This is a genomic window from Colwellia sp. 75C3 (genome assembly GCF_002836255.1).
Classification (GTDB): Bacteria; Pseudomonadota; Gammaproteobacteria; order Enterobacterales; family Alteromonadaceae; genus Colwellia.
This window is the reverse complement of sequence record NZ_PJAU01000057.1, coordinates 1-20,064: the sequence shown is the minus strand read 5'-3', so window position 1 is coordinate 20,064 and position 20,064 is coordinate 1. Positions and strand designations below refer to the sequence as shown.

General features: G+C 37.3%; 14 protein-coding genes and 1 tRNA gene. 7 read left to right on the top strand and 8 right to left on the bottom strand.

Translation table 11 applies throughout. The annotated features are described in order from the left end of the window. Nucleotides 1-25: 25 nt before the first annotated feature. Together CXF85_RS16240 and CXF85_RS16235 are read right to left on the bottom strand one after the other, a co-directional pair. Nucleotides 26-1,102, bottom strand: coding sequence for a sensor histidine kinase (locus CXF85_RS16240; protein WP_101229693.1), 1,077 nt, complete (start codon nucleotides 1,100-1,102; stop codon nucleotides 26-28). Nucleotides 1,103-1,216: 114 nt separating this feature from the next. Continuing rightward, nucleotides 1,217-1,567, bottom strand: coding sequence for an HIT domain-containing protein (locus tag CXF85_RS16235; RefSeq protein WP_101229692.1), 351 nt, complete (start codon nucleotides 1,565-1,567; stop codon nucleotides 1,217-1,219). A 185-nt stretch (nucleotides 1,568-1,752) separates the two neighbouring features. On the opposite strand from CXF85_RS16235, the gene CXF85_RS16230 reads away from it, so the two are divergent. Beyond that, nucleotides 1,753-2,817: a succinylglutamate desuccinylase/aspartoacylase domain-containing protein gene (locus CXF85_RS16230; RefSeq protein WP_101229691.1), complete on the top strand. Its 1,065-nt coding sequence runs from the start codon at nucleotides 1,753-1,755 to the stop codon at nucleotides 2,815-2,817. A gap of 141 nt (nucleotides 2,818-2,958) precedes the next feature. On the opposite strand, the gene CXF85_RS16225 is transcribed toward CXF85_RS16230, so the two are convergent. Both CXF85_RS16225 and CXF85_RS16220 read right to left on the bottom strand, forming a co-directional pair. After that, nucleotides 2,959-4,140: a cystathionine beta-lyase gene (locus tag CXF85_RS16225; protein ID WP_101229690.1), complete on the bottom strand. Its 1,182-nt coding sequence runs from the start codon at nucleotides 4,138-4,140 to the stop codon at nucleotides 2,959-2,961. Between the two features lie 182 nt (nucleotides 4,141-4,322). Then, nucleotides 4,323-6,848: a DNA polymerase II gene (locus CXF85_RS16220; protein WP_101229808.1), complete on the bottom strand. Its 2,526-nt coding sequence runs from the start codon at nucleotides 6,846-6,848 to the stop codon at nucleotides 4,323-4,325. Between the two features lie 90 nt (nucleotides 6,849-6,938). Between CXF85_RS16220 and dinG the strand changes: the two genes are divergently transcribed. Then, nucleotides 6,939-9,074 carry an ATP-dependent DNA helicase DinG gene (dinG, locus tag CXF85_RS16215; RefSeq protein WP_101229689.1) on the top strand — a complete coding sequence of 712 codons (2,136 nt, stop codon included), beginning with the start codon at nucleotides 6,939-6,941 and terminating at the stop codon, nucleotides 9,072-9,074. Between the two features lie 494 nt (nucleotides 9,075-9,568). Here dinG and CXF85_RS16205 read toward each other — a convergent pair whose 3' ends face one another. Continuing rightward, the gene (locus CXF85_RS16205; protein ID WP_101229687.1) at nucleotides 9,569-10,639 is read right to left on the bottom strand and encodes a tetratricopeptide repeat protein; all 1,071 of its coding nucleotides are present in this window, start codon (nucleotides 10,637-10,639) and stop codon (nucleotides 9,569-9,571) included. A gap of 480 nt (nucleotides 10,640-11,119) precedes the next feature. Here CXF85_RS16205 and CXF85_RS16200 point away from each other — a divergent pair, with 480 nt between their 5' ends. From CXF85_RS16200 to rlmF, 3 genes are all read left to right on the top strand, one after another. Next, on the top strand, nucleotides 11,120-11,470 hold the full coding sequence (locus CXF85_RS16200; protein ID WP_101229686.1) for a hypothetical protein: 351 nt from the start codon (nucleotides 11,120-11,122) through the stop codon (nucleotides 11,468-11,470). Nucleotides 11,471-11,614: 144 nt separating this feature from the next. Then, nucleotides 11,615-12,097 carry a DUF2947 domain-containing protein gene (locus CXF85_RS16195; protein ID WP_101229685.1) on the top strand — a complete coding sequence of 161 codons (483 nt, stop codon included), beginning with the start codon at nucleotides 11,615-11,617 and terminating at the stop codon, nucleotides 12,095-12,097. A 44-nt stretch (nucleotides 12,098-12,141) separates the two neighbouring features. Beyond that, a complete protein-coding gene (gene rlmF, locus CXF85_RS16190) occupies nucleotides 12,142-13,047 on the top strand; it encodes a 23S rRNA (adenine(1618)-N(6))-methyltransferase RlmF (protein ID WP_101229684.1) in 906 nt (301 codons plus the stop codon). Nucleotides 13,048-13,057: 10 nt separating this feature from the next. Here rlmF and CXF85_RS16185 read toward each other — a convergent pair whose 3' ends face one another. After that, nucleotides 13,058-13,846, bottom strand: a complete 789-nt coding sequence (locus tag CXF85_RS16185) for a class II glutamine amidotransferase (protein WP_101229683.1) — start codon at nucleotides 13,844-13,846, stop codon at nucleotides 13,058-13,060. A gap of 163 nt (nucleotides 13,847-14,009) precedes the next feature. On the opposite strand from CXF85_RS16185, the gene fadE reads away from it, so the two are divergent. Together fadE and CXF85_RS16175 are read left to right on the top strand one after the other, a co-directional pair. Further along, complete coding sequence (gene fadE, locus CXF85_RS16180) at nucleotides 14,010-16,439, top strand: acyl-CoA dehydrogenase FadE (protein WP_101229682.1); 2,430 nt, start codon at nucleotides 14,010-14,012, stop codon at nucleotides 16,437-16,439. Nucleotides 16,440-16,579: 140 nt separating this feature from the next. After that, the gene (locus tag CXF85_RS16175; RefSeq protein ID WP_101229681.1) at nucleotides 16,580-17,272 is read left to right on the top strand and encodes a TetR/AcrR family transcriptional regulator; all 693 of its coding nucleotides are present in this window, start codon (nucleotides 16,580-16,582) and stop codon (nucleotides 17,270-17,272) included. Nucleotides 17,273-17,392: 120 nt separating this feature from the next. On the opposite strand, the gene CXF85_RS16170 is transcribed toward CXF85_RS16175, so the two are convergent. Beyond that, nucleotides 17,393-19,213, bottom strand: a complete 1,821-nt coding sequence (locus tag CXF85_RS16170; RefSeq protein WP_101229680.1) for an acyl-CoA dehydrogenase C-terminal domain-containing protein — start codon at nucleotides 19,211-19,213, stop codon at nucleotides 17,393-17,395. Nucleotides 19,214-19,855: 642 nt separating this feature from the next. Then, nucleotides 19,856-19,932, bottom strand: a tRNA-Asp gene (locus CXF85_RS16165). Nucleotides 19,933-20,064 lie beyond the last annotated feature (132 nt).

The window sequence follows — 20,064 nt, the reverse complement described above, 5'->3', positions numbered from 1 at the left end:
TATAAAGCTAAATTATTTGACTATATTAGCTTAGTTGAAATGGCATACGAATATTTACTTTAACACCTGAGGGTTGATTATGGGAAACAACTAACGAAAATTTTTCATTATACAATGCCTGTAAGCGTTCACGCGTATTTACTAAACCAACACCACTCTCTCGGTGTAAGTTTCCATTAACTATATCTGCACCGGGCCCGTTATCTGCAACTTCTATCAATAAATCATCCGCGAAGCGATTAACTGAAATAGTAATTCTACCGCCCTGCTCTTGTACAGCGATAGCATGTTTGATCGAATTTTCTGCTAGTGGCTGTAAAATCATGCTTGGTACTAAAGCTTGCTGACAATTATCATTTATTTGAAACTCAAGGTGTAACCTATCTTCAAAGCGTACTTTCTCGATAGCAAGGTAAAGCTGCAATGCTTGTATTTCAGATTCCAAGGTGACTTTTTTCATAGGATCTTTATCAAGTGAATAACGTAAGAATTCACTTAGCTTAGTGACCATAGAGTTTGCCGTTTTATTTTCTTCTATCAAAATAAGCGTTGAAATGGCATTAAGGGTATTAAACAAAAAATGTGGGTTTAGTTGATAACGCAACATTTTTAGCTGTGCTTGATGAGCAACTGCGTTAGCTTTTAAGACATTTTGTTTCGCTACCTGTAACATTTGATAATATTTACTACCAAAGTAGAGGCCACTCCAACTTAAAATTATATAAAAAGAGCCTAAGGTATTTTGGGTATACATATACCAAAACTTTGGCTCATAGCCATGCTTATAGATTTCCCAGTGATTTATGTTTTTAACTATTTGCCACAACACACCGGTAAAATAAGAGGAAAGAATAACGACTAAAGCAATCTTAATTGGCGGAAAATTCCACGCTTTACGATAAATGTAACGCAGCGGTACTGTAAACAACCAACCAGCGTAAGCATTAAGAAAAATGATTATAACGAAGATATCACGTAAGTCATGTTGCAATGAGCCAAGATAATGCACAAAAGCAAAGCCAAACCAGCCCACTGTATGGGCAAGCCAAAACAAACGATTTCTATTTTCTAGTAATTCTTTCCAATTCACAAAAATAACCATTTAATGGATGCTATAAATAAGTATGCGCTAATAATTAGATGATTTCATTGTCTTTGACCGTAGCAATCTAGCGACTCATCGCATACTTACGGTGTTAATTAACGGATTATTTTTCTACAACGACAACATTGAGCCTAATGGTTGGCCACCTAATAAGTGCATATGAATATGGTACACCTCTTGTCCGCCATCACTATTACAATTAATAATTAAGCGGTAGCCATTCTCATCAATGCCCTCTTCTTTAGCCAGTCTTTTAGCAACCGTGATCATACGCCCTAGCGTTAATTCATCATCACTGGTGACATCATTAATAGTGGCAATGTGCTTATTGGGAACAATTAATATATGACTATCAACACGTGGGGAAATATCTCGAAAGGCGGTAACTAATTCATCTTGATATAATAATGGTGTAGGAATTTCTTGACGGATAATTTTAGAAAAAATAGTTTCTTCACTCATAGCGGTATCTCTATATAGTTAACGGGAATCGGTTTGAATATATTAGTAGTTTACCGCCATAAAAATATAAATCACCCCTTTACTACTTTTTATTGACCTTAATCAACATGCTAGTTGTTGCAAGTGTGACATCCTTGTCTTTTAAAAGGATTTATACATCAACAGAACACAACTTAGGCAGCACTATGGATATAGATTTTAGCGAAATTAATTTTTTAAAAGATCCTACATGGCAAGATTTACATGCGGATTACGAACAATTTCTTTTATCTATGACAGGACCAACCGTTATTGATGTATCAGGTACTGATCCAGATAAATATAGAGTGTTTACTACACTACTGCACGGTAACGAACCTTCTGGTTTAATAGCTATGCATCGCTACTTAACAGAAGTGTTACCTCAAGATAAGCCTACCACGAATTTACGGTTTATCATCTGTTCGGTAGAAGCAGCCACAGCTAAACCATTATTTAGCAGACGTTTTGTTAATGGTGGCATGGACATTAATCGTTGTTTTGGTAAGGATTGCTCTTTTGAATGTCGTGATGGGCAAAGAGGTTATTGTCAACGAGCATCATTAGTTGAACAAGCAATCAGGGAAGTTAACCCTGAAATGGTGATCGACCTTCATAACTCATCAAGCTCAGGTCCTACATTTTCAGTCAGCTCAATGGTAACAACAGAAGTTCTCTCGCTTGCCTCGTTATTTTGCCAGACGCTAATATTGTCTGATTTAAATATTGGATCAATTATGGAGCAAAATTTCAATTGTCCATTTATCACCATTGAATGTGGTGGATGCCAAGATGAACAAGCCCATGAAATTGCATTTTCAGGGATTTCACAAGTGGCCAAATGTGAAAGTATTGGTTATATAGAACAAGAAAAACAAGTAGAAGTCATTTATCGTCCCCTTAGGTTGCAATTAAAGCATCAAACTAAACTGTCTTACGCTCAGCATGATGAGGGCTATAGTGGCGTCACCTTAAAAGACAATATAGAGTGTTTTAATTTTGGCAGTGCCCACCAAGATGAAATGTTAGGTTGGATTGATGGCAATGGTCTTGATAACTTACAGCTTATAGATAAGAGTGGTAAAGACGTACTTGATGAATACTTCTATGCAAGGGATAACCAGTTAGTTTGCCGACATAATTTACGTCTATTTAAAGCGACCACTAATAAGAGTACTGCTATAAATGATTGTTTGTTTTATGTGGTAAAACTGGCTTCAACCGATATTTAATAGCGACTAAGGGTAATATATTGGTATTGGTATTGGTATTGGTATTGGTAGGAAAGTATCGTGTTAAATAACACAATATATGCAATATCTAACTAAGCGCGACAGTGTCGCGCTTAGTTAGTTTAAAATACGGAAGTAGATTTATGCGTTGGAGAGCACTTCATTAAAACGGTCAAAACCTTTCGATAAATCTTCAAGCAAGTCGTCAACATCTTCTAAGCCTATATGAAGGCGAATTAACGGAAACTCACAATCAAAGGTTGTCGCACTACGAATAGCATTAACATTAGTGATACCTAAGATTAAACTTTCAAAACCGCCCCAAGAATAACCCATTTTAAAATGGTGCAAGCCATCTAGAAACGCTGTTAGTGCCACTTTGTTACCGCAATTAAGGACAAATGAGAATAAGCCGTTAGAGCCTTCAAAATCACGTTTGAAAAACTCATGTCCCGGACATGAATCAAAAGCTGGATGTAAAATTTTAGCCACTTCAGGTCGAGTTTGTAACCAATTAGCGACTTTCATTGCACTTTGTTGATGCTGTTTTAATCTAACCCCAAGGGTGCGAATTCCGCGAAGCGCTAAATATAAATCATCCGGCGAAGTACACTGCCCCATCAAATAACTGTAATCACGAAGTTGCGGCCAATATTTCTCTACCGCTGTTGCCGTACCTAGCATGACATCTGAATGACCAACAATATATTTTGTTGCCGCTTGTACACTCACATCAACGCCATAATCGAATGGTTTGAAGTTAATACCAGCCCCCCAAGTATTATCAAGCATCACAATACAATCATGTTTATGAGCAACGGCACTAATAGCAGGTACGTCTTGTACTTCCATAGTAATAGAACCTGGTGATTCTAAGAAAATAAGACAGGTATTATCTTGAATCAAGGCTTCAATATCAGCACCAAGCATAGGATCGTAGTAGGTTGTGCTAACACCCATTTTAGTTAATATTTTATCGCAGTAATCACGGGTAGGTTCATAAGCACTATCAACCATTAAGATATGGTCGCCCTGCTTAACAAAGGCTAAAATAGCATTAGTGATCGCTGCTGTACCTGATGGATATAAAGCACAACCTGCGCCACCTTCTAACTCAGTCATTGCATCACTAAAAGCAAACGACGTATTAGTACCACGTCGACCATAGACCATCGTTTGGTTATGTCGATTAGCAACAGCATTATTCATTTCAGCAACGGTATTAAAAACTACTGTCGATGCACGTGTCACTGGTGGATTAACCACGCCATTGGTCCATTTAGCACTACGACCAGCATTTACTATCTTGGTATCTTGTTTCATATTGACCTCCATCAAAGGGATTTTGAACTAGGGACATTAGCTTTTATTTCAGCTATCTAGCCATCTAAAACTTATATACCGTATTTATAACCTGAATAGACTTAACTGGCTAGAGTTAGTTAACAAAAAATTGTAAATACATATACCGAATAATTATATCGATAGCTGCGATGTTAACGTCATTAAAAAAGTCCCATTTGAGCACCCGTAATAGACTCAAAATCTTTACCGATAAAGGGTAAGATATCATCAGCTATCGGTTTAAGTTGTTTCTCTACATAAAAGTCATAATCAAGTTTACTATTCTTAAATTCTAAAGGTTGTACACCATCCAAAGTAATGACATATCGAATAGTACTTCTATGCTTATATTTTTGTTTTAGACCTTGGGCCTCTAGCTTGGTATTGGCAATCAATGCGGCTTTAATATGGGGTGGAGTATTAACGTAATCACTTAGCTTACGTCGTATTTTTTTCTGATAGATTAATTTATCGTCATGCGCTCCTTGCTTTAGTTCATCCACTATCTTTTTAATGTACGCCTCGATAGGCTCATCATTAAAAACTAATCTATATAACTCTTGCTGGAAGTCTTTACTTAAATCGGTCCAATCACTTCGAACAGTTTCCAAACCCTTAAAGATAATCACGCCATTAGACAATCCTGCATAGCGCTTTTTGGTACCAATAGCCTTTTGATCTTTGATGTGATTAAGACCGCGTATTTTTGGCATTAGAAATTTAGTAAAATGTGTTTCATATTCGATGTCTAATTGACTGCTGATTTTAAAATCTTGCTGTAAGGTAAGTTGCCATTTATCGTTAATAAAGTTTTGTAGTTCAATACCTAACTGACTTGCCTGTTGCTTTGATTTATCTGAACCAATGGAAACAAAAATTGAGTCGGTATCACCGTAGATAACTTGATGGCCTAGCTTTTCAATCCAAACACTGGTTTTCTTTAAAATCTCATGACTTCGCTTGGTAATAGAGCCCGATAACCGGGGATCAAAAAAACGGCAACCCGTTGAGCCCAGAACACCATAAAAACTATTCATTATGATTTTTATCGCTTGTGACAAAGCGGCATTTTTTTGTTCTTTTGCTTTATCACGCTCAGACCAAAGAGACTCAATAATATCGGGTAAAAAGTGCTTAGTTCTCGAGAAATAGGCACCATCAAAACCACTGATAACTAGATCACGAATATCTTCTTCTTGATGAGCCGCGCTTTCATCAGCTGGGTTCTCTGCAACTGAATTATGAACACTGACTTGTGCTAAACCTTCAATTAAACCCATAGGATCAATTTTGAAGGTACGAATCAAACTGGGATATAACGATTTAAAATCTAACACCAATACATTGTCATATAAGCCTGGTATAGAATCCATGACATAACCGCCAGGAGAGACCAACCCCGAGACACCATCACCCATATTCGGTGCTATATAACCACTGCGATGCAATTTAGGTAAATAAAGATTAGTAAATGCAGCAACTGAGCCCCCGACTCTATCGATGGCAAGCCCGGTCAGTTGTGATCTTAATTGGGCAAAAGCGAGTAATTGCGTTTTTTCAAAAATTAGCCAAACCAAGCGACAATCTTCAAGATTATATGCCGCCAAAGCCGACTTATCATGGTTAAAGTTATCTATTATCTCTTGCATTCTATTTTCAACATCAACGACTTTTTTACCCCGTCCAAGTAGAGTGTGCGCAACATTATCGAGTGAGAAACTGGTAAAGTTATAGGTCGCAGTTTTCAGTAAATCGATACCATCAAGCACCACACGCCCAGCTATTTCAATAAAATGTTGATCACTGTTATTGGCATTAGTTCGCCAATAAGGTTTACTGCCGTCGCGACCGATAGCAAACTTAATTCCATATAAATCACAGCGTTGTTGTAATAACGAAAAGTCAAAATTAATAACATTCCAGCCAATAAAAATGTCCGCATCAAATAAGTTTACTTCATTAATAAACTGTAACAATAACTGTCTTTCATCAACTTGCCATTGAATATAAGTTTCACTATTTAATTGCGGCTCGCCAATCATCAGCACTCGTTGAAAGTTTTCTTTAATCCCTAAAGAGTTAGTATTATTAGCATATAAGCCTATCGAGTAGAGCTCTCCTTGCATCGAGCACTCTATATCAATGGATAGCATTGTTAAGCTGATATCATCTTGTTTTTCAGTGCGTTTACATTGAGCTTGCGTGACTAATTGATAGCCCTGAATGGCTTTATCGTGTTCAGTAATCTGATTACTTCTAAAGCTATCAATAGACTGCCCCACATAGGCAACATCAGCGGTGATATGACGCTCCATAAGAAATCGGTCGTCTGCACGAATATCATCTTCGTAACACTTTATTTGTTGAGCTTTTAAGGCATCTCTCGCACGGTAAAAACTTCGCATCGAAGAAAAATAAAGTGCAGCAACTTTTTGCTGAGTAAAAGTCTTTAAGGATAACTGTTGTGATTTTTCAAGGGGAATTCGTTGGTCAATCAGTATACGTTGCGCGGCAGCCAAATGATGATGTTCGACAAAAAAAACAGCCAACTCATTATTTATTTGCAACTTAGTTGGACCTGAATTACTTTTTAACCATAACGTTATTTGCAAGCCCTTCGCGGTGTCTTGTACTTGTCGTGTCAGTAAAAAACCACGATTAATATCAGTTGTCTTAAAATTTGTCATTTTATCGTTAAATTTTTCGTGCAACACGTTTAATCCTGTTAATATATACAGCAGTGTAACCGATCTCCTGTTTTTTGGAAACTAGTAACAATGTTATCAGATAAGTTAAAGCAAGCTATTCGCCAAGCATATAAAGCCATCGGCGAGAACTTAACACATTTTAATCCCCGTAAACAACAAACCCTATTGATTGCCGAAATAGCTAAAACTTTAGCGGGTGAATACGACAAAGATAGAAAAATAATTACTATCGAAGCTGGAACCGGTACAGGAAAATCACTTGCCTATTGTTTAGGGGCCATCCCTCTTGCTCTTTCTCGTGATAAAAAGGTGTGTATTTCAACGGCCACCGTCGCGTTGCAAGAGCAATTAGTTGATAAAGACTTACCTTTTTTAAAAAAATACGCTGGATTAAATTTTGACTTCACTTTAGTCAAAGGTCGACAACGTTATGTATGTCGTCAAAAATTAACACAAGCGGTAACAACAGGCTCTGGTAGTGAACCGGCACAAGTTGGTTTTACTTTTGCTGAAAAGCCTGATGCTAAAGATGTACGTACCTTAAATTCCATGCATAAAGCCTTACTTGATGGTAGTTGGTTAGGCGATATAGACTCATGGGAAACGCATTTACCTCATCATATTTGGCAACAAGTACAAAGTGATAAACATAGCTGTTTAAAAAACTTATCTGAACATACTCATTGCCCGTTTCACAAAGCGCGTGAAACGATGGACCAAGCCCATGTATTAGTGATCAACCACAGCTTGTTATTGGCGGATCTGGAGCTAGGCGGCGGAAGAATACTCTCCTCACCTGAGGATACCATTTATATTATTGACGAGGCACACCATCTACCCAAGGTAGCACGTGACTTTTCTAGTGCAAGTATCACCTTAAAAGGCTCAATTGATTGGCTCACTAAGCTCAGAGAGACGGGCGATAAAATGGCTAAATTGATTAAGTCTCGAAATGCTATTTCTCCAGCATTAAAGTTGGGCGATGATTGCCAAGATTTATTATTAGAAATGCAGAAAGTCCTCAAGTTTGTTGAAGCGAATGCCAATGTTTATTTTCTCGAAGAAGAATCTACTCAAGGGTCAACTTTTGCGAAAAAATCTCAAAGTGATTCTCAAGTATATCGATTTGAAAATGGCGTTATTCCACCAACATTAAAAAACTGGGCTGAAGATCTACAAAGCCTCAGTAAAAAATCATTAACCAATTTAACTAAGCTCTATAGCGGACTTATTGAAGCGGTAAAAGATGGCGATACTCAGATGTATTTAGCTGAACCATTACTGGCGGAAGCTGGTTTTATGATCCAGCGATTGGAGAATTTACAGTCTCTTTGGTTTATGTATGCCAAAACCGATAGCGATAAAGGTGCACCAATGGCACGTTGGTTAGAGAGAGTAACCAGTAAACGTTTGGATTACTTATTAAGCGCCTCGCCTATTGAAGTGGGCTTTACCTTAGAAAATATGCTTTGGAGTCAATGTGAAGGAGCGGTATTGTGCTCAGCAACTTTACGTGCATTAAACTCTTTTGATCACTTTCGTTTTCAAGTCGGTTTAAAAAATAATGATGGTAGTCAATATCAACAAGTAGATTCCCCTTTTGATTATCAAAACAATGCACAATTAGTCATAGCAAATATGGATAATGAAGCCAGTGCTCCAGCATTTACTGATGAAGTGATAACTAAATTACCGCGTTATCTGGCACAAGGCAGTGCTAGCTTAGTGCTGTTCTCTTCCTATTGGCAAATGAATAAAGTTGCCGAGGCATTAAGAGATAACAGCAATATTGAAATTATGGTTCAAGGCGAATTGTCGCGCCAAAAAATTATTGAACAACATAAAAAACGCTGTGATGATAATAAAGTGAGTATTATTTTTGGTACACAGAGCTTCTCCGAGGGGTTAGATTTACCTGGAGCCTATCTCAACAACTTAATCATAACCAAACTGCCATTTTCAGTGCCTACCTCTCCGGTGGAACAAGCACAAGCAGAATATGTCACAGCAAAAGGTGGCAATCCATTTATGACCTTGTCCGTTCCAGATACATCAAAAAAGTTGGTACAAGCTTGTGGTCGATTATTGCGAAATGAAATGGACGAAGGTGTGATTACTTTGTTAGATAAACGTGTAGTGACTAAACGTTATGGCAAGCAATTACTGGACTCTCTTCCGCCTTTCAGGCGAGTTTTTGAAAAGTAGCTACGCTGTAATCCTCTTCTGTATTCATTACTAAATTGTGCTTCTTTACCCGCTGAAAATTAAAGTGTTTGTGTATTAACCGTAACCAAACCGTATATCTTTTTCAAGGCTGTAGACCATTCAGGTTTGGCTATAGTGATTAAAGCAGCCTTGTTCTATTTGCTGCTTAGCAACAAATAGAAATGTCTCTTTGCCTGAACGGGTGTTCTTTAAAGGGTAAGTAATACCAATTCCGATAAGTTTCTGATCTTGTTGTACGAAGTGAAAATATTTCAGGGCAAGGCGCTTGATTGACCAATAGCTGGCTATTGGGATTGAAAGCAACGCCGTCATGGAGAATTTTAGCCAGTACAAGTGGTCAATAATTTAACGGAATTGGTATAATATCTTATCTACCAATTTTATTAAGCTGAATTGCGGTTAATCTTTATTCTTCGGACATAAAAAAGGCTTAAAATAAATTTTAAGCCTTAATCATTTTTCACACTACTTTTTTAATTTTTCTTTTTAGATTCTGCCGCATCAGCTAATGTTTTAGCAAAAGCTTTTGTTGTTGCCATGACATCTGCTTGTTTGGTAAATTCAATATTTACCCCTGTATTAACAAGTTCTTGATAAAAGTCTGTAACCATACAGCTTTCAACTTGTTGACAAACAATCGCATATTTTAGTATTGCTGGCTCATAAGCTTGTAACGCTGCTTCTTTAAGCCAAACAAGTGATTCATGTAAATCTTTTTCAACTGCATTACCGTTAAGGTACATTTGAGCTAGGTTTACTTGTCCTGGTGCAAAACCTAAATCAGCCGATTCTTCAAATTTCTCTAACGCTGATTCTGCTTTATCACCATCTTGAGTAAACTTTAAATACTCTAAGCCAGCAAAGTTTTCTTTTTTACCTGGGATAAATATAGAACTTGATTCAAAATGAGAGTCTGGAACAACAACATTGCCATCAAGCATATTACCTTCAGGTCGTCGCGCTAATACAATAGCACCAGAATCAACCATGGTTTGTAATTCAGTAATCGTATAGTTGTGACGTTTTTCTTGGAAAAACTTTTCATACCTTAGTTGTGCATAACGAATAGCTTCATTTAATTCATGCTCTTGTAGATAAAAATAGCTACTAAAATTAATGGTAACTACATCACCAGTAATATCTTGAACTTTCGCCATACGAAACTTTTCAGCTGGACGAAGGTTTTCTTTAATTACACGAAAATCAACATAGTAAAAGTCATTCAATTGCGGGGCCGCAATTATAGCATTCGTTTCTTCATTTAATTTTTGGTCATTATAAAAGACACTGCCTGCCACACCAACAACAGCGAGGAGAACTAACAAAATTATTTTGGTTTTATGCAAAACCAACCAAGGATCCGGATCCTTAGTATCCACTGTATAATGATAATAGGGTTCTTCTTGATCGTTTTCAGCGGTTGGAGAATCGACACTTGCTATTGCGTCTTCAGATTGCGCTTCTGATATTTCTTGTTGATCAACTTCTGCTGTATGCAAATGTTCATCTTCCTCATCATACTCGCGAATTGCTGCTTGTGGCATAACCGCTCCTTTATTTATTTTTTTTATTTTATTTTATTCTTATTTTCTTAGAAAATACCATTTGACCATAAATTACACAAGCGTTAATTTAATGTTACTTTGATTTAACATCTATATTATTAAACCAAATCCCATTCATTATCGTGCTAAGGCGCCCTGTAATCATGACTTTAATTATTATTGCAAGCTGTTGAGTTTATTGCAGTAATTTAAAAGTCTAATATTAACAACTCTATAAGAATCGAGTATACATTATATTACAAGTTAAACAATCGTTTGATTACTATCCCTCAAAGGATCTTTAAAGGATCCTTGCAACTAAAATCCTCCCCTTAAAACCCACCGTTGTTGCTTGCATTGAAATTTCTCAATCACTGTGAAAGCGCCTATTGAATGGTTTGAGGTTATATATCTATTAGCCTAAGTTGTCTTATCAGGATAAGATGCGCCTACTTCGATAGTCTTATCTGCGATACAAACATGAAACAAACAATAAAAGTTACCTTATTATCATTACTAGTATTCCCTGGCGTTGGCCATTTAGTGTTAAAAAAATATCTTATAGCCATAGCATTCATTGCTAGTTCGGCTTATCTCCTATTAGGGTTTATTAAAGAAATACATGAAAAAACTCAACAAGTGATTGATAGCATCATCAAAGGTGAAATCCCTATCGAAGTAGCAGCAATACGCCAAGCATTAATTGATCAGGGAGCACTAGATAATCCCAACTTTGCTACGATTGGCTATTTGTTTCTATTTATTTGGGGTATTGCCGCATTTGATGCTTATAGAATTGCGAATAAAAACGTTATAGATATCACTGATTAATATTAATAAATAAGTTAGCCGCAAAGCTATCAACGCACTTTTCACTCTTATACTGACACCTAACTAGCTATTAGCTTATGTAGCGCTTTTTTATTTGGCTATTGCTGGGTATAATTAACGTGTTTCCCTTTTTGAGCAATATGAATGAATTACCTTCCGTTAGAAAGTTTAAAGAATGCTTGGATTTTTAAGCATAAAAGTTTACCCATTGCAGATAAAGACATAGCCAAAATAAAACCCATGAGTGTTGAACGAGCAAATATAGTCTGGGACACTTTTATTTCACGTCAAGTAGACCACCCTGATTTTTTCAAAAAAGGCGATTGGCCGTCAGATAACAATAACTGGTCAGAGCAAGGAAAGTGGGAAGGTCTTTGGGATAGCAGCGAGGAAGCATTACCTGAATTAATTGAAAGCCATCTAGATTGGGATCAAAATACCGTGGTTTACTATTGCAGTTCACGCGATAATGTAATAGAAACAAACTGGCTAACATTCCAAAAGTGTTGGAAAAACTTTTTATTTATGGACGATGGTCCTATTTTATTAGGTAAGAAACGCCAACAAGCAGTTCAATTTACCAGTAATGGTAATTTTAAAATTGGCTTAAAGCCAAGTAGTAACTAAACAACCTTCTATTCAAATCATCCTATTATTACAACGGTCCTACTTTGCATAAAAACAATCGTCACAAACAGGGTTATAATTTTACGGCTTTGGTTAAAGCTCAGCCAGAATTGTCACGTTTTATTATAAAAAATAAATATAATAATCAAGATACTATAGATTTCTCTAACCCATTAGCAGTGAAATCGCTTAACTTTTCCTTATTAAAAAGCGAATATCATGTTGCTTTTTGGGACATACCTGAAGGTTACCTATGCCCAGCTATTCCTGGCAGAGTTGACTATATCCACCACCTTCATGATTTATTGGCAACAACACCAAAAGTATTAATACCGAATAATACGCCGGTTAAAGTATTAGATGTAGGTACTGGGGCAAGTTGTATTTATCCTATTTTGGGGCAAAAAGTATATGGTTGGCATTTTGTTGCCTCAGATGTTGATCCTGTCTCAATAAAAGTTGCCAATCAGATCATATCAGCTGACAAATTATTAAACAAAAACATCAAATGCCGTCTACAGCCTGATAGTAACCATATATTTAATGGTGTAATTGCTGAAGGTGAGTTTTACCATTTAACACTATGTAATCCCCCCTTTCATGGCTCTTTGGCTGAAGCAGCTCAAGGCACTACACGAAAAATAAGAAATTTGAATAAAGCGAGCCCTCTAGCTAAAAGTCAGGAAAAGACACTTAACTTTGGCGGTCAAAAAGCGGAACTTTGGTGCCCCGGTGGGGAATTGGCCTTTATTGGAAAGATGATAAAAGAAAGTAAGGTGTATCATAAGCAAGTACTTTGGTTTACCTGCTTAGTATCAAAAAAAGATCATTTGTCCAAGCTAAAACTCAGCTTAAAGAAATCTAACGCAAAACAAGTGAAAGTCATTAATATGGCTCAAGGGCAAAAAATTAGTCGCTTTATCGCTTGGAGCTTTTATGATGTTAATTAAGCATTATATTTTATATATGAGCCAGATCACCTGCAACAAGTTCTCCTAGGCAAAATAACTGCCATTGTCCGGCCGTCATTTTATGCCAGGTCTCATTATCCGTCAGCGGCTTTGTCGCAATCACGGTAACCACATCATTACTGGTGGTTTCTTTTTGAAAGTCGACTGCCATCTCAGCATCAATAAGACTTGCTTGTCCAAAAGGGGCTCTACGCGTAAGCCAATGTAAATTATTAGAGCAATAGGCGAACAAGTATTCACCATCTGTGATGATAATATTGGCAACACCTAGGTCATCTAATTTAACGGCGAGTGAGGCTATAAAGCCAAACAATAGCTTGGCCTCAACTTGCTTAGCACCAAACTCAATATGCAACTGATCAAGTATCCAGCAAAAAGCATGTTCACTATCGGTTGTTCCAATAGGCAAATGAAATTCAATCGGTAGCTCACTGTTAAAGTCTTTTAATTGACCATTATGAGCATAGGTCCAGTTTCTTCCCCACATTTGTCTAACAAATGGATGGGTATTTTCAAGACAAACTTCACCCGAATTTGCTTGACGAATATGACAAACAACCGCTTCACTTTTCATTGGGTACTTAGTAACAAGCTCCGCAATTGGTGAGTGAGCACTAGGCATAGGGTCTTTAAAGCTACGACACCCCTTACCTTCATAAAAAGTTACGCCCCAACCATCACTGTGTGGTCCAGTATTACCGCCACGTTGCATTAAGCCACTAAAACTAAAGCAGATATCCGTTGGGACATTGGCACTCATCGCTAACAATTCACACATTTTTTAACCTCTTTAAACATCCAAGCACTTTAAAGTAAAATGAGCTTGGCTAAATCAACAATTTATTCTATAAATAGAGTATATCATTTACTAAAAATTATTTTAAATTCAAATACTTTTTCTTTATTAGCTTTACAAAAAAACAACACTAAAAGGGAATCCTGTGGATATTATTCTTTGGCTATTTGCTGCAATATCGTTAACTTGGTTTATGAGCTATACAAGAGCATCATTATCAAGTTATAGCCTAACCTTTGCCGCGCTGATGGCATTTGGCTCGTTATTTAACATCATAGGTATCGTTTCTTGGCTGCTTTTTGCCGTCATAGCCCTGCCGTTGAATATAGATACTATTCGCCGACAGTTTATTAGCATGCCGTTATTAGCACTGTTTAAAAAAATAATGCCACAGATGTCGTCGACAGAACAAGAAGCAATTGATGCGGGTACCACATGGTTCGATGCTGATTTATTTCGTGGTGATCCTGACTGGAAAAAACTTCACAATTACCCTCGCCCTCGTTTGAGCACTCAAGAGCAAGAGTTTTTAGATGGTCCTGTTGAGCAAGTCTGTTCCATGGTAAATGATTGGCATATTACCCATGAAATTGCTGATCTTCCTCCAGAAATCTGGCAGTTCATAAAAGAAAATAAATTTTTTGCCCTCATCATTAAAAAACAATATGGTGGATTGGAGTTCTCCGCTTATGCCCAATCTCGTGTTTTACAAAAGTTGACAGGCGTGAGCTCTGTTCTTGCCAGTACCGTTGGAGTTCCTAACTCTTTAGGACCAGGAGAATTACTGCAAGAATATGGTACTAAAGCTCAACAAGACCATTATTTACCACGCTTAGCTTCAGGTGAAGAGATCCCTTGCTTTGCCCTTACGAGCCCAGAGGCAGGCTCTGATGCCGGTTCTATTCCTGACTACGGTATTATTTGTCATGGTCAATTTGAAGGCAAAGATGTTTTAGGTATGAAACTTACTTGGGATAAACGCTATATCACCCTGGCGCCTATTGCTACCGTTTTAGGATTAGCCTTTAAATTACAAGATCCCGACCAACTTCTTTCAGAACAACAAGACTTAGGTATTACTTGTGCGCTTATCCCAACAAATTTATCTGGCATAACTATTGGAAGAAGGCATTTCCCGCTCAATATTCCTTTTCAAAATGGTCCAACCCAAGGTGATGCAGTTTTTGTACCGTTAGATTTTATTATTGGCGGCTCCAATATGGCAGGTCAGGGATGGCGTATGTTAGTTGAATGCCTTTCTGTTGGTAGAGCAATAACCTTGCCATCAAACAGCGCAGGAGGAGTCAAAGCAGCCGCCCTAGCGACTGGTGCATATAGCCGTATAAGACGCCAATTTAAAATGCCAATAGGTAAAATGGAAGGTATTGAAGAGCCATTGGCGCGTATAGGCGCAAATGCTTACTTAATGGATGCAGTTACAACGATGTCAACCGGTGCGATCGATTTGGGTGAAAAACCCTCAGTTATTTCTGCCATCGCCAAATACCACCTAACAGAAAAAATGCGATCGTCCATGATAGATGCCATGGATATCCATGGCGGTAAAGGTATTTGCATGGGACCGAACAATTATCTAGCGCGAGGTTATCAAGGGGCACCTATAGCAGTAACCGTTGAAGGTGCCAATATCCTTACCCGAAGTATGATTATTTATGGTCAAGGCGCCATTCGTTGTCATCCATACGTATTAGCCGAGCTCGAAGCAGCAAATAACAGTGATAATGAACAAGCGCTCAATGATTTTGACCATGCACTTTTTGGTCATATCGGTTTTAGTATTAGCAATATAGGCCGTAGTTTATGGTGCTCTTTAACCGGGTCTCGCTTATTAAGCAGTCCATATGAAGATGAGACGCGCCGATATTATCAATTACTCACACGCTATAGCGCAAACTTAGCTATGCTTTCAGATATTGCTATGTTGTCATTGGGGGCCGATCTAAAAAGAAAAGAACGTATCTCAGCCCGACTTGGTGATATTCTAAGTAACTTGTATTTAGCTAGCGCCACATTAAAGCGTTATAACGATGAAAGAAGAAAAACGGCGGATCTGCCTTTTGTTCAATATGCTGTTGAAGACTGTCTGTATGACATCCAACATGCCATTGATGAACTGATTAGTAACTTTCCCAACAAAATAATATCGAAGATTTTACGCGTTATTATTTTTCCTCTCGGTACCTGGTTAAATAAGCCAAGTGACGAACTTTCGCATAAAGTAGCACTATTATTACAAACGCCTTGCGCCTCGCGTACTCGCTTAGGCCAAGGACAATACTTAACCCGAGATGGTTGTAATATTTTTGGCCGTTTAGAACAAATACTTGAAGATATAATCCATTGTGAAGCAATTCATGAAAAAATCTGTCGAGCATTGGATAAAAAATTACCCTTTTATCCACTAAATGAAATAGCGGAGATCGGTCTTAGCAATACCATCATTTCAAAAGCGGAAGCAGAATTATTAACGACTACTGAGCTTGGACGTCAATGGGTGATAGCCGTTGATGATTTTGATAGTGAAGAATTAACGGCAACTAGCCCTTCAATTTAATACTCTAAACAGCAATAGACTTATTACAATTTCGTTACATTTGTAATAAGTCTATATTAAATGTCTTTTAATATTATCAATAGCTCAAAACAATGTTAAAATAAAGTAAATGGACTGCTAAAACAATAACAGAGCTAAAGATGCCCGTAAAAGATATCATAACTCCAGAACTAACTGAACAGCATAAAAAAATGCCTATTAAACGTCGTTCTAAAGGAGAAAAAACACGCGAAAAAATTCTAGTTGCTGCAATTGAAATTTTGGCACTTAATGGAATAAAAGGTACCACACACCGTGCTATTGCTAGTCATGCACAATTACAACTTTCATTAACTACTTATTACTTTAAAGACATCCAAGAGCTCATCCATCAAGCCTTTAGGTTGAATTCCGATCGTATTTTATCTCGTGCAGATACTATTTTAGAGGCAACATTTACCGCTATTACTAAAATAGAAAAAAAAGAGTTAAGAAAAACGGTTGTGAAAGAAGTTTTGTGTCAACAATTGAGTGATATGACCTCTGAACACTTAGTTGATAATATCAAACATCAGGCTATCTCACTTGCTGTAGAACAATTGATGTTGACCGAGATTCAAGTAACGCCTGAGTTGCGTTTACTTGTACAAGAGCATGAGTTAGCGCAGCTTGTACCTTACGAGCAGCTATGTCGCTTCTTCAACAAAGTTAATCCTGAGCTTGATGCCAAAATATTATATACCGTTTTCTCTCAACTTCAATATAGTCAGCTGGCAAAACAAGTAAATATAGATAACGAGTTAATTTCACAAACAACGCGTAGAATTATTGCTTGGATCATGTCACTAAAATAAATAGACCATACCACAAAAAACAGTACCCTCTCTCTTATAACAATTGTACTTATTAAAACAAAAATGCACGGTCAAGACCGTGCATTTTTATGAGTAAAGCCTAGTACTTTTCATTAAATTTTACAGAAAAGACATTAACTCTTGATCTAGCTGCATTAAGGTCTTTGGATCAGCCATCATAGTTTTTGCTAATGATTTTGTTCGTGGCAACATACGTTCAAAATAAAACTCTGCCGTTTTAATCTTCGCACGATAGAAGTCACGATTCTCAACATCGCCCGCTAACTTCTCATACGCAGATTGTGCCATTTGCGCCCAGAAATACGCCATAACGACATAACCTGAATACATTAGGAAATCTACTGATGCTGAGCCAACAACGTCTCTATCCGACTTAGCTTTAAGTCCTAAACGAACAGAATACTGTTGCCAGTTAGCAATAGACTTACTTAACGGCCAAATGAATCTGTTCATTTGACGTTTATGTGGATTACTTGAAATTAAGCTATTATTTTTACAAAAACTAAGTACTTCTTTTGAGAAATTATTTAATGACTTACCACGGGTCATTAATATCTTTCGACCTAATAAATCGAGCGCTTGTATACCCGTAGTACCTTCATAAAGTGTTGCGATTCGTGCATCACGCACTATTTGCTCCATGCCCCACTCTTTTATGTAACCATGACCACCAAATATTTGTAAACCATGATTAGCACTTTCTGAGCCAAGCTCAGTTAGAAAAGCTTTTAATATCGGTGTTATAAAACCTAAACGGTCATCTGCTGCTTTACGCTCCGCTTCTGATTTTGCCATTGATATATCATCAAGAATTTTGGCGGTATAATAAATCATTGCCCTGCCGCCTTCTGAAATGGCTTTCTGTGTCATCAGCATTTTACGTACATCAGGATGAACAATAATTGGGTCAGCAACTTTTTCAGGATGTTTTTTACCTGTTAAAGAACGCATAGATAAACGCTCCTTCGCATAAATCAATGAGTTTTGAAACGCCAACTCAGATGAACACACCCCTTGTAATGCAGTACCTATTCGTGCGGTATTCATAAAGGTGAACATACATTCTAAACCTTTATTTTCCGGGCCTATAAGCTCACCGACGGCATTATCAAAGTTAAGTACCGCTGTCGCAGAAGCTTTAATACCCATTTTATCTTCTATTGATCCACAGGTAACACGGTTTGTATCACCTAACGTGCCTTCTTGATCAGATTTTACTTTGGGTACGATAAATAATGAAATACCACGAGTACCTTTTGGCGCATCGGGTAGTCTTGCTAATACAATATGGATAATATTATCTGTTAAATCATGCTCACCCGCAGATATAAATATCTTCGTACCGGTAATATTGTAGGTACCATCGCCATTTGGCTCTGCTTTGGTAGTCACTTGCCCCAAATCTGTTCCACATTGCGGCTCAGTTAAACACATAGTACCTGTCCAAGTACCTTGAATTAAACGGGTTAAGTACAGCTCTTTTTGCTTATCGTTACCATGAGTATTGATAGTATTCATTGCACCATGACTAAGACCTGGATACATTGCCCAGGACCAGTTAGCAGTACCTGTCATTTCTGATTGCACCAGACCTAATGAAGGCGGTAAACCTTGGCCGCCATGTTCTATAGGGTGCGGTAATGAAGACCAACCACCATCAACATATTGCTGATAAGCTTCTTTAAAGCCTTTAGGAGTGATTACTTTGCCATTATCAAACTGACATCCTTCTTTATCGCCACTTTGGTACAAAGGCAATAATACATTTTCACTAAACTTTGCACACTCTTGAAGGATTGCGTCTACTAAATCAGGGCTAGCTTCTTCAAATTCTTCATACTTTTTATAATGGTCATAATAATTGAATACATCTTCAATCAAAAATTTAATGTCTGCTACTGGTGCTTTATAACTTAGCATTACGCTTCTCCGACAACTTTAGTGTTCTATTTATAATTATATAACTAGATTAAACCACTGGTCGTACCACTATTACAAGTTGTTTTTTATTATTTTATTCAAATAGTTGAATCTATTAAAAATTTATTATAAAAATAGTCGGCTATTACCAAGTTTAAAATATAATATGAAGGTGATATGTGATATCCGTTTCATTAAATTGGTAGTCTTGTTGTGCATAGGAAAAATAAAACAAGGCAAGACGGTCGATTACGCAAGAGATTTAAGTATTTGAACATTTCGCAATAAATTAAAAGGACTTAAATAGCCAGTCAGCAATGCTCATTAAGGTTTAATAGCAACTACATTAATTAATTGAACACTTCGCAAGAATAGCAGGCTTAAAGGCAAAGTATTGATTCGGAAAGCACGGGCTATTGAGATTGAAAGCAATGATGTTAATGGATATTTAGAGTATTTTATCAATGAGTTTTAAATGCTACAGGAAAGGAACTGTGAAAAATAGTAATTGGCAATAGCGTGTGACATGGCAGTTTACAGAAATATTAAATTGATATATTTAAACTATATTTTGATAAGTATTTAATGAGGATATTCAAACCTTTGTGCTAATAACGATTATCAGTACAAATTATACAAAGTTGGCGGAGTGGACGGGACTCGAACCCGCGACCCCCGGCGTGACAGGCCGGTATTCTAACCAACTGAACTACCACTCCGCGATCTTTGCTTACCAGTCACAAATAAATTAATAATTATGACCTTTTTCTGCTGTAAATTTTAGCAGGACTTACAAACCCGCATCAATTATGATGATTTTAACAAAATTGGCGGAGTGGACGGGACTCGAA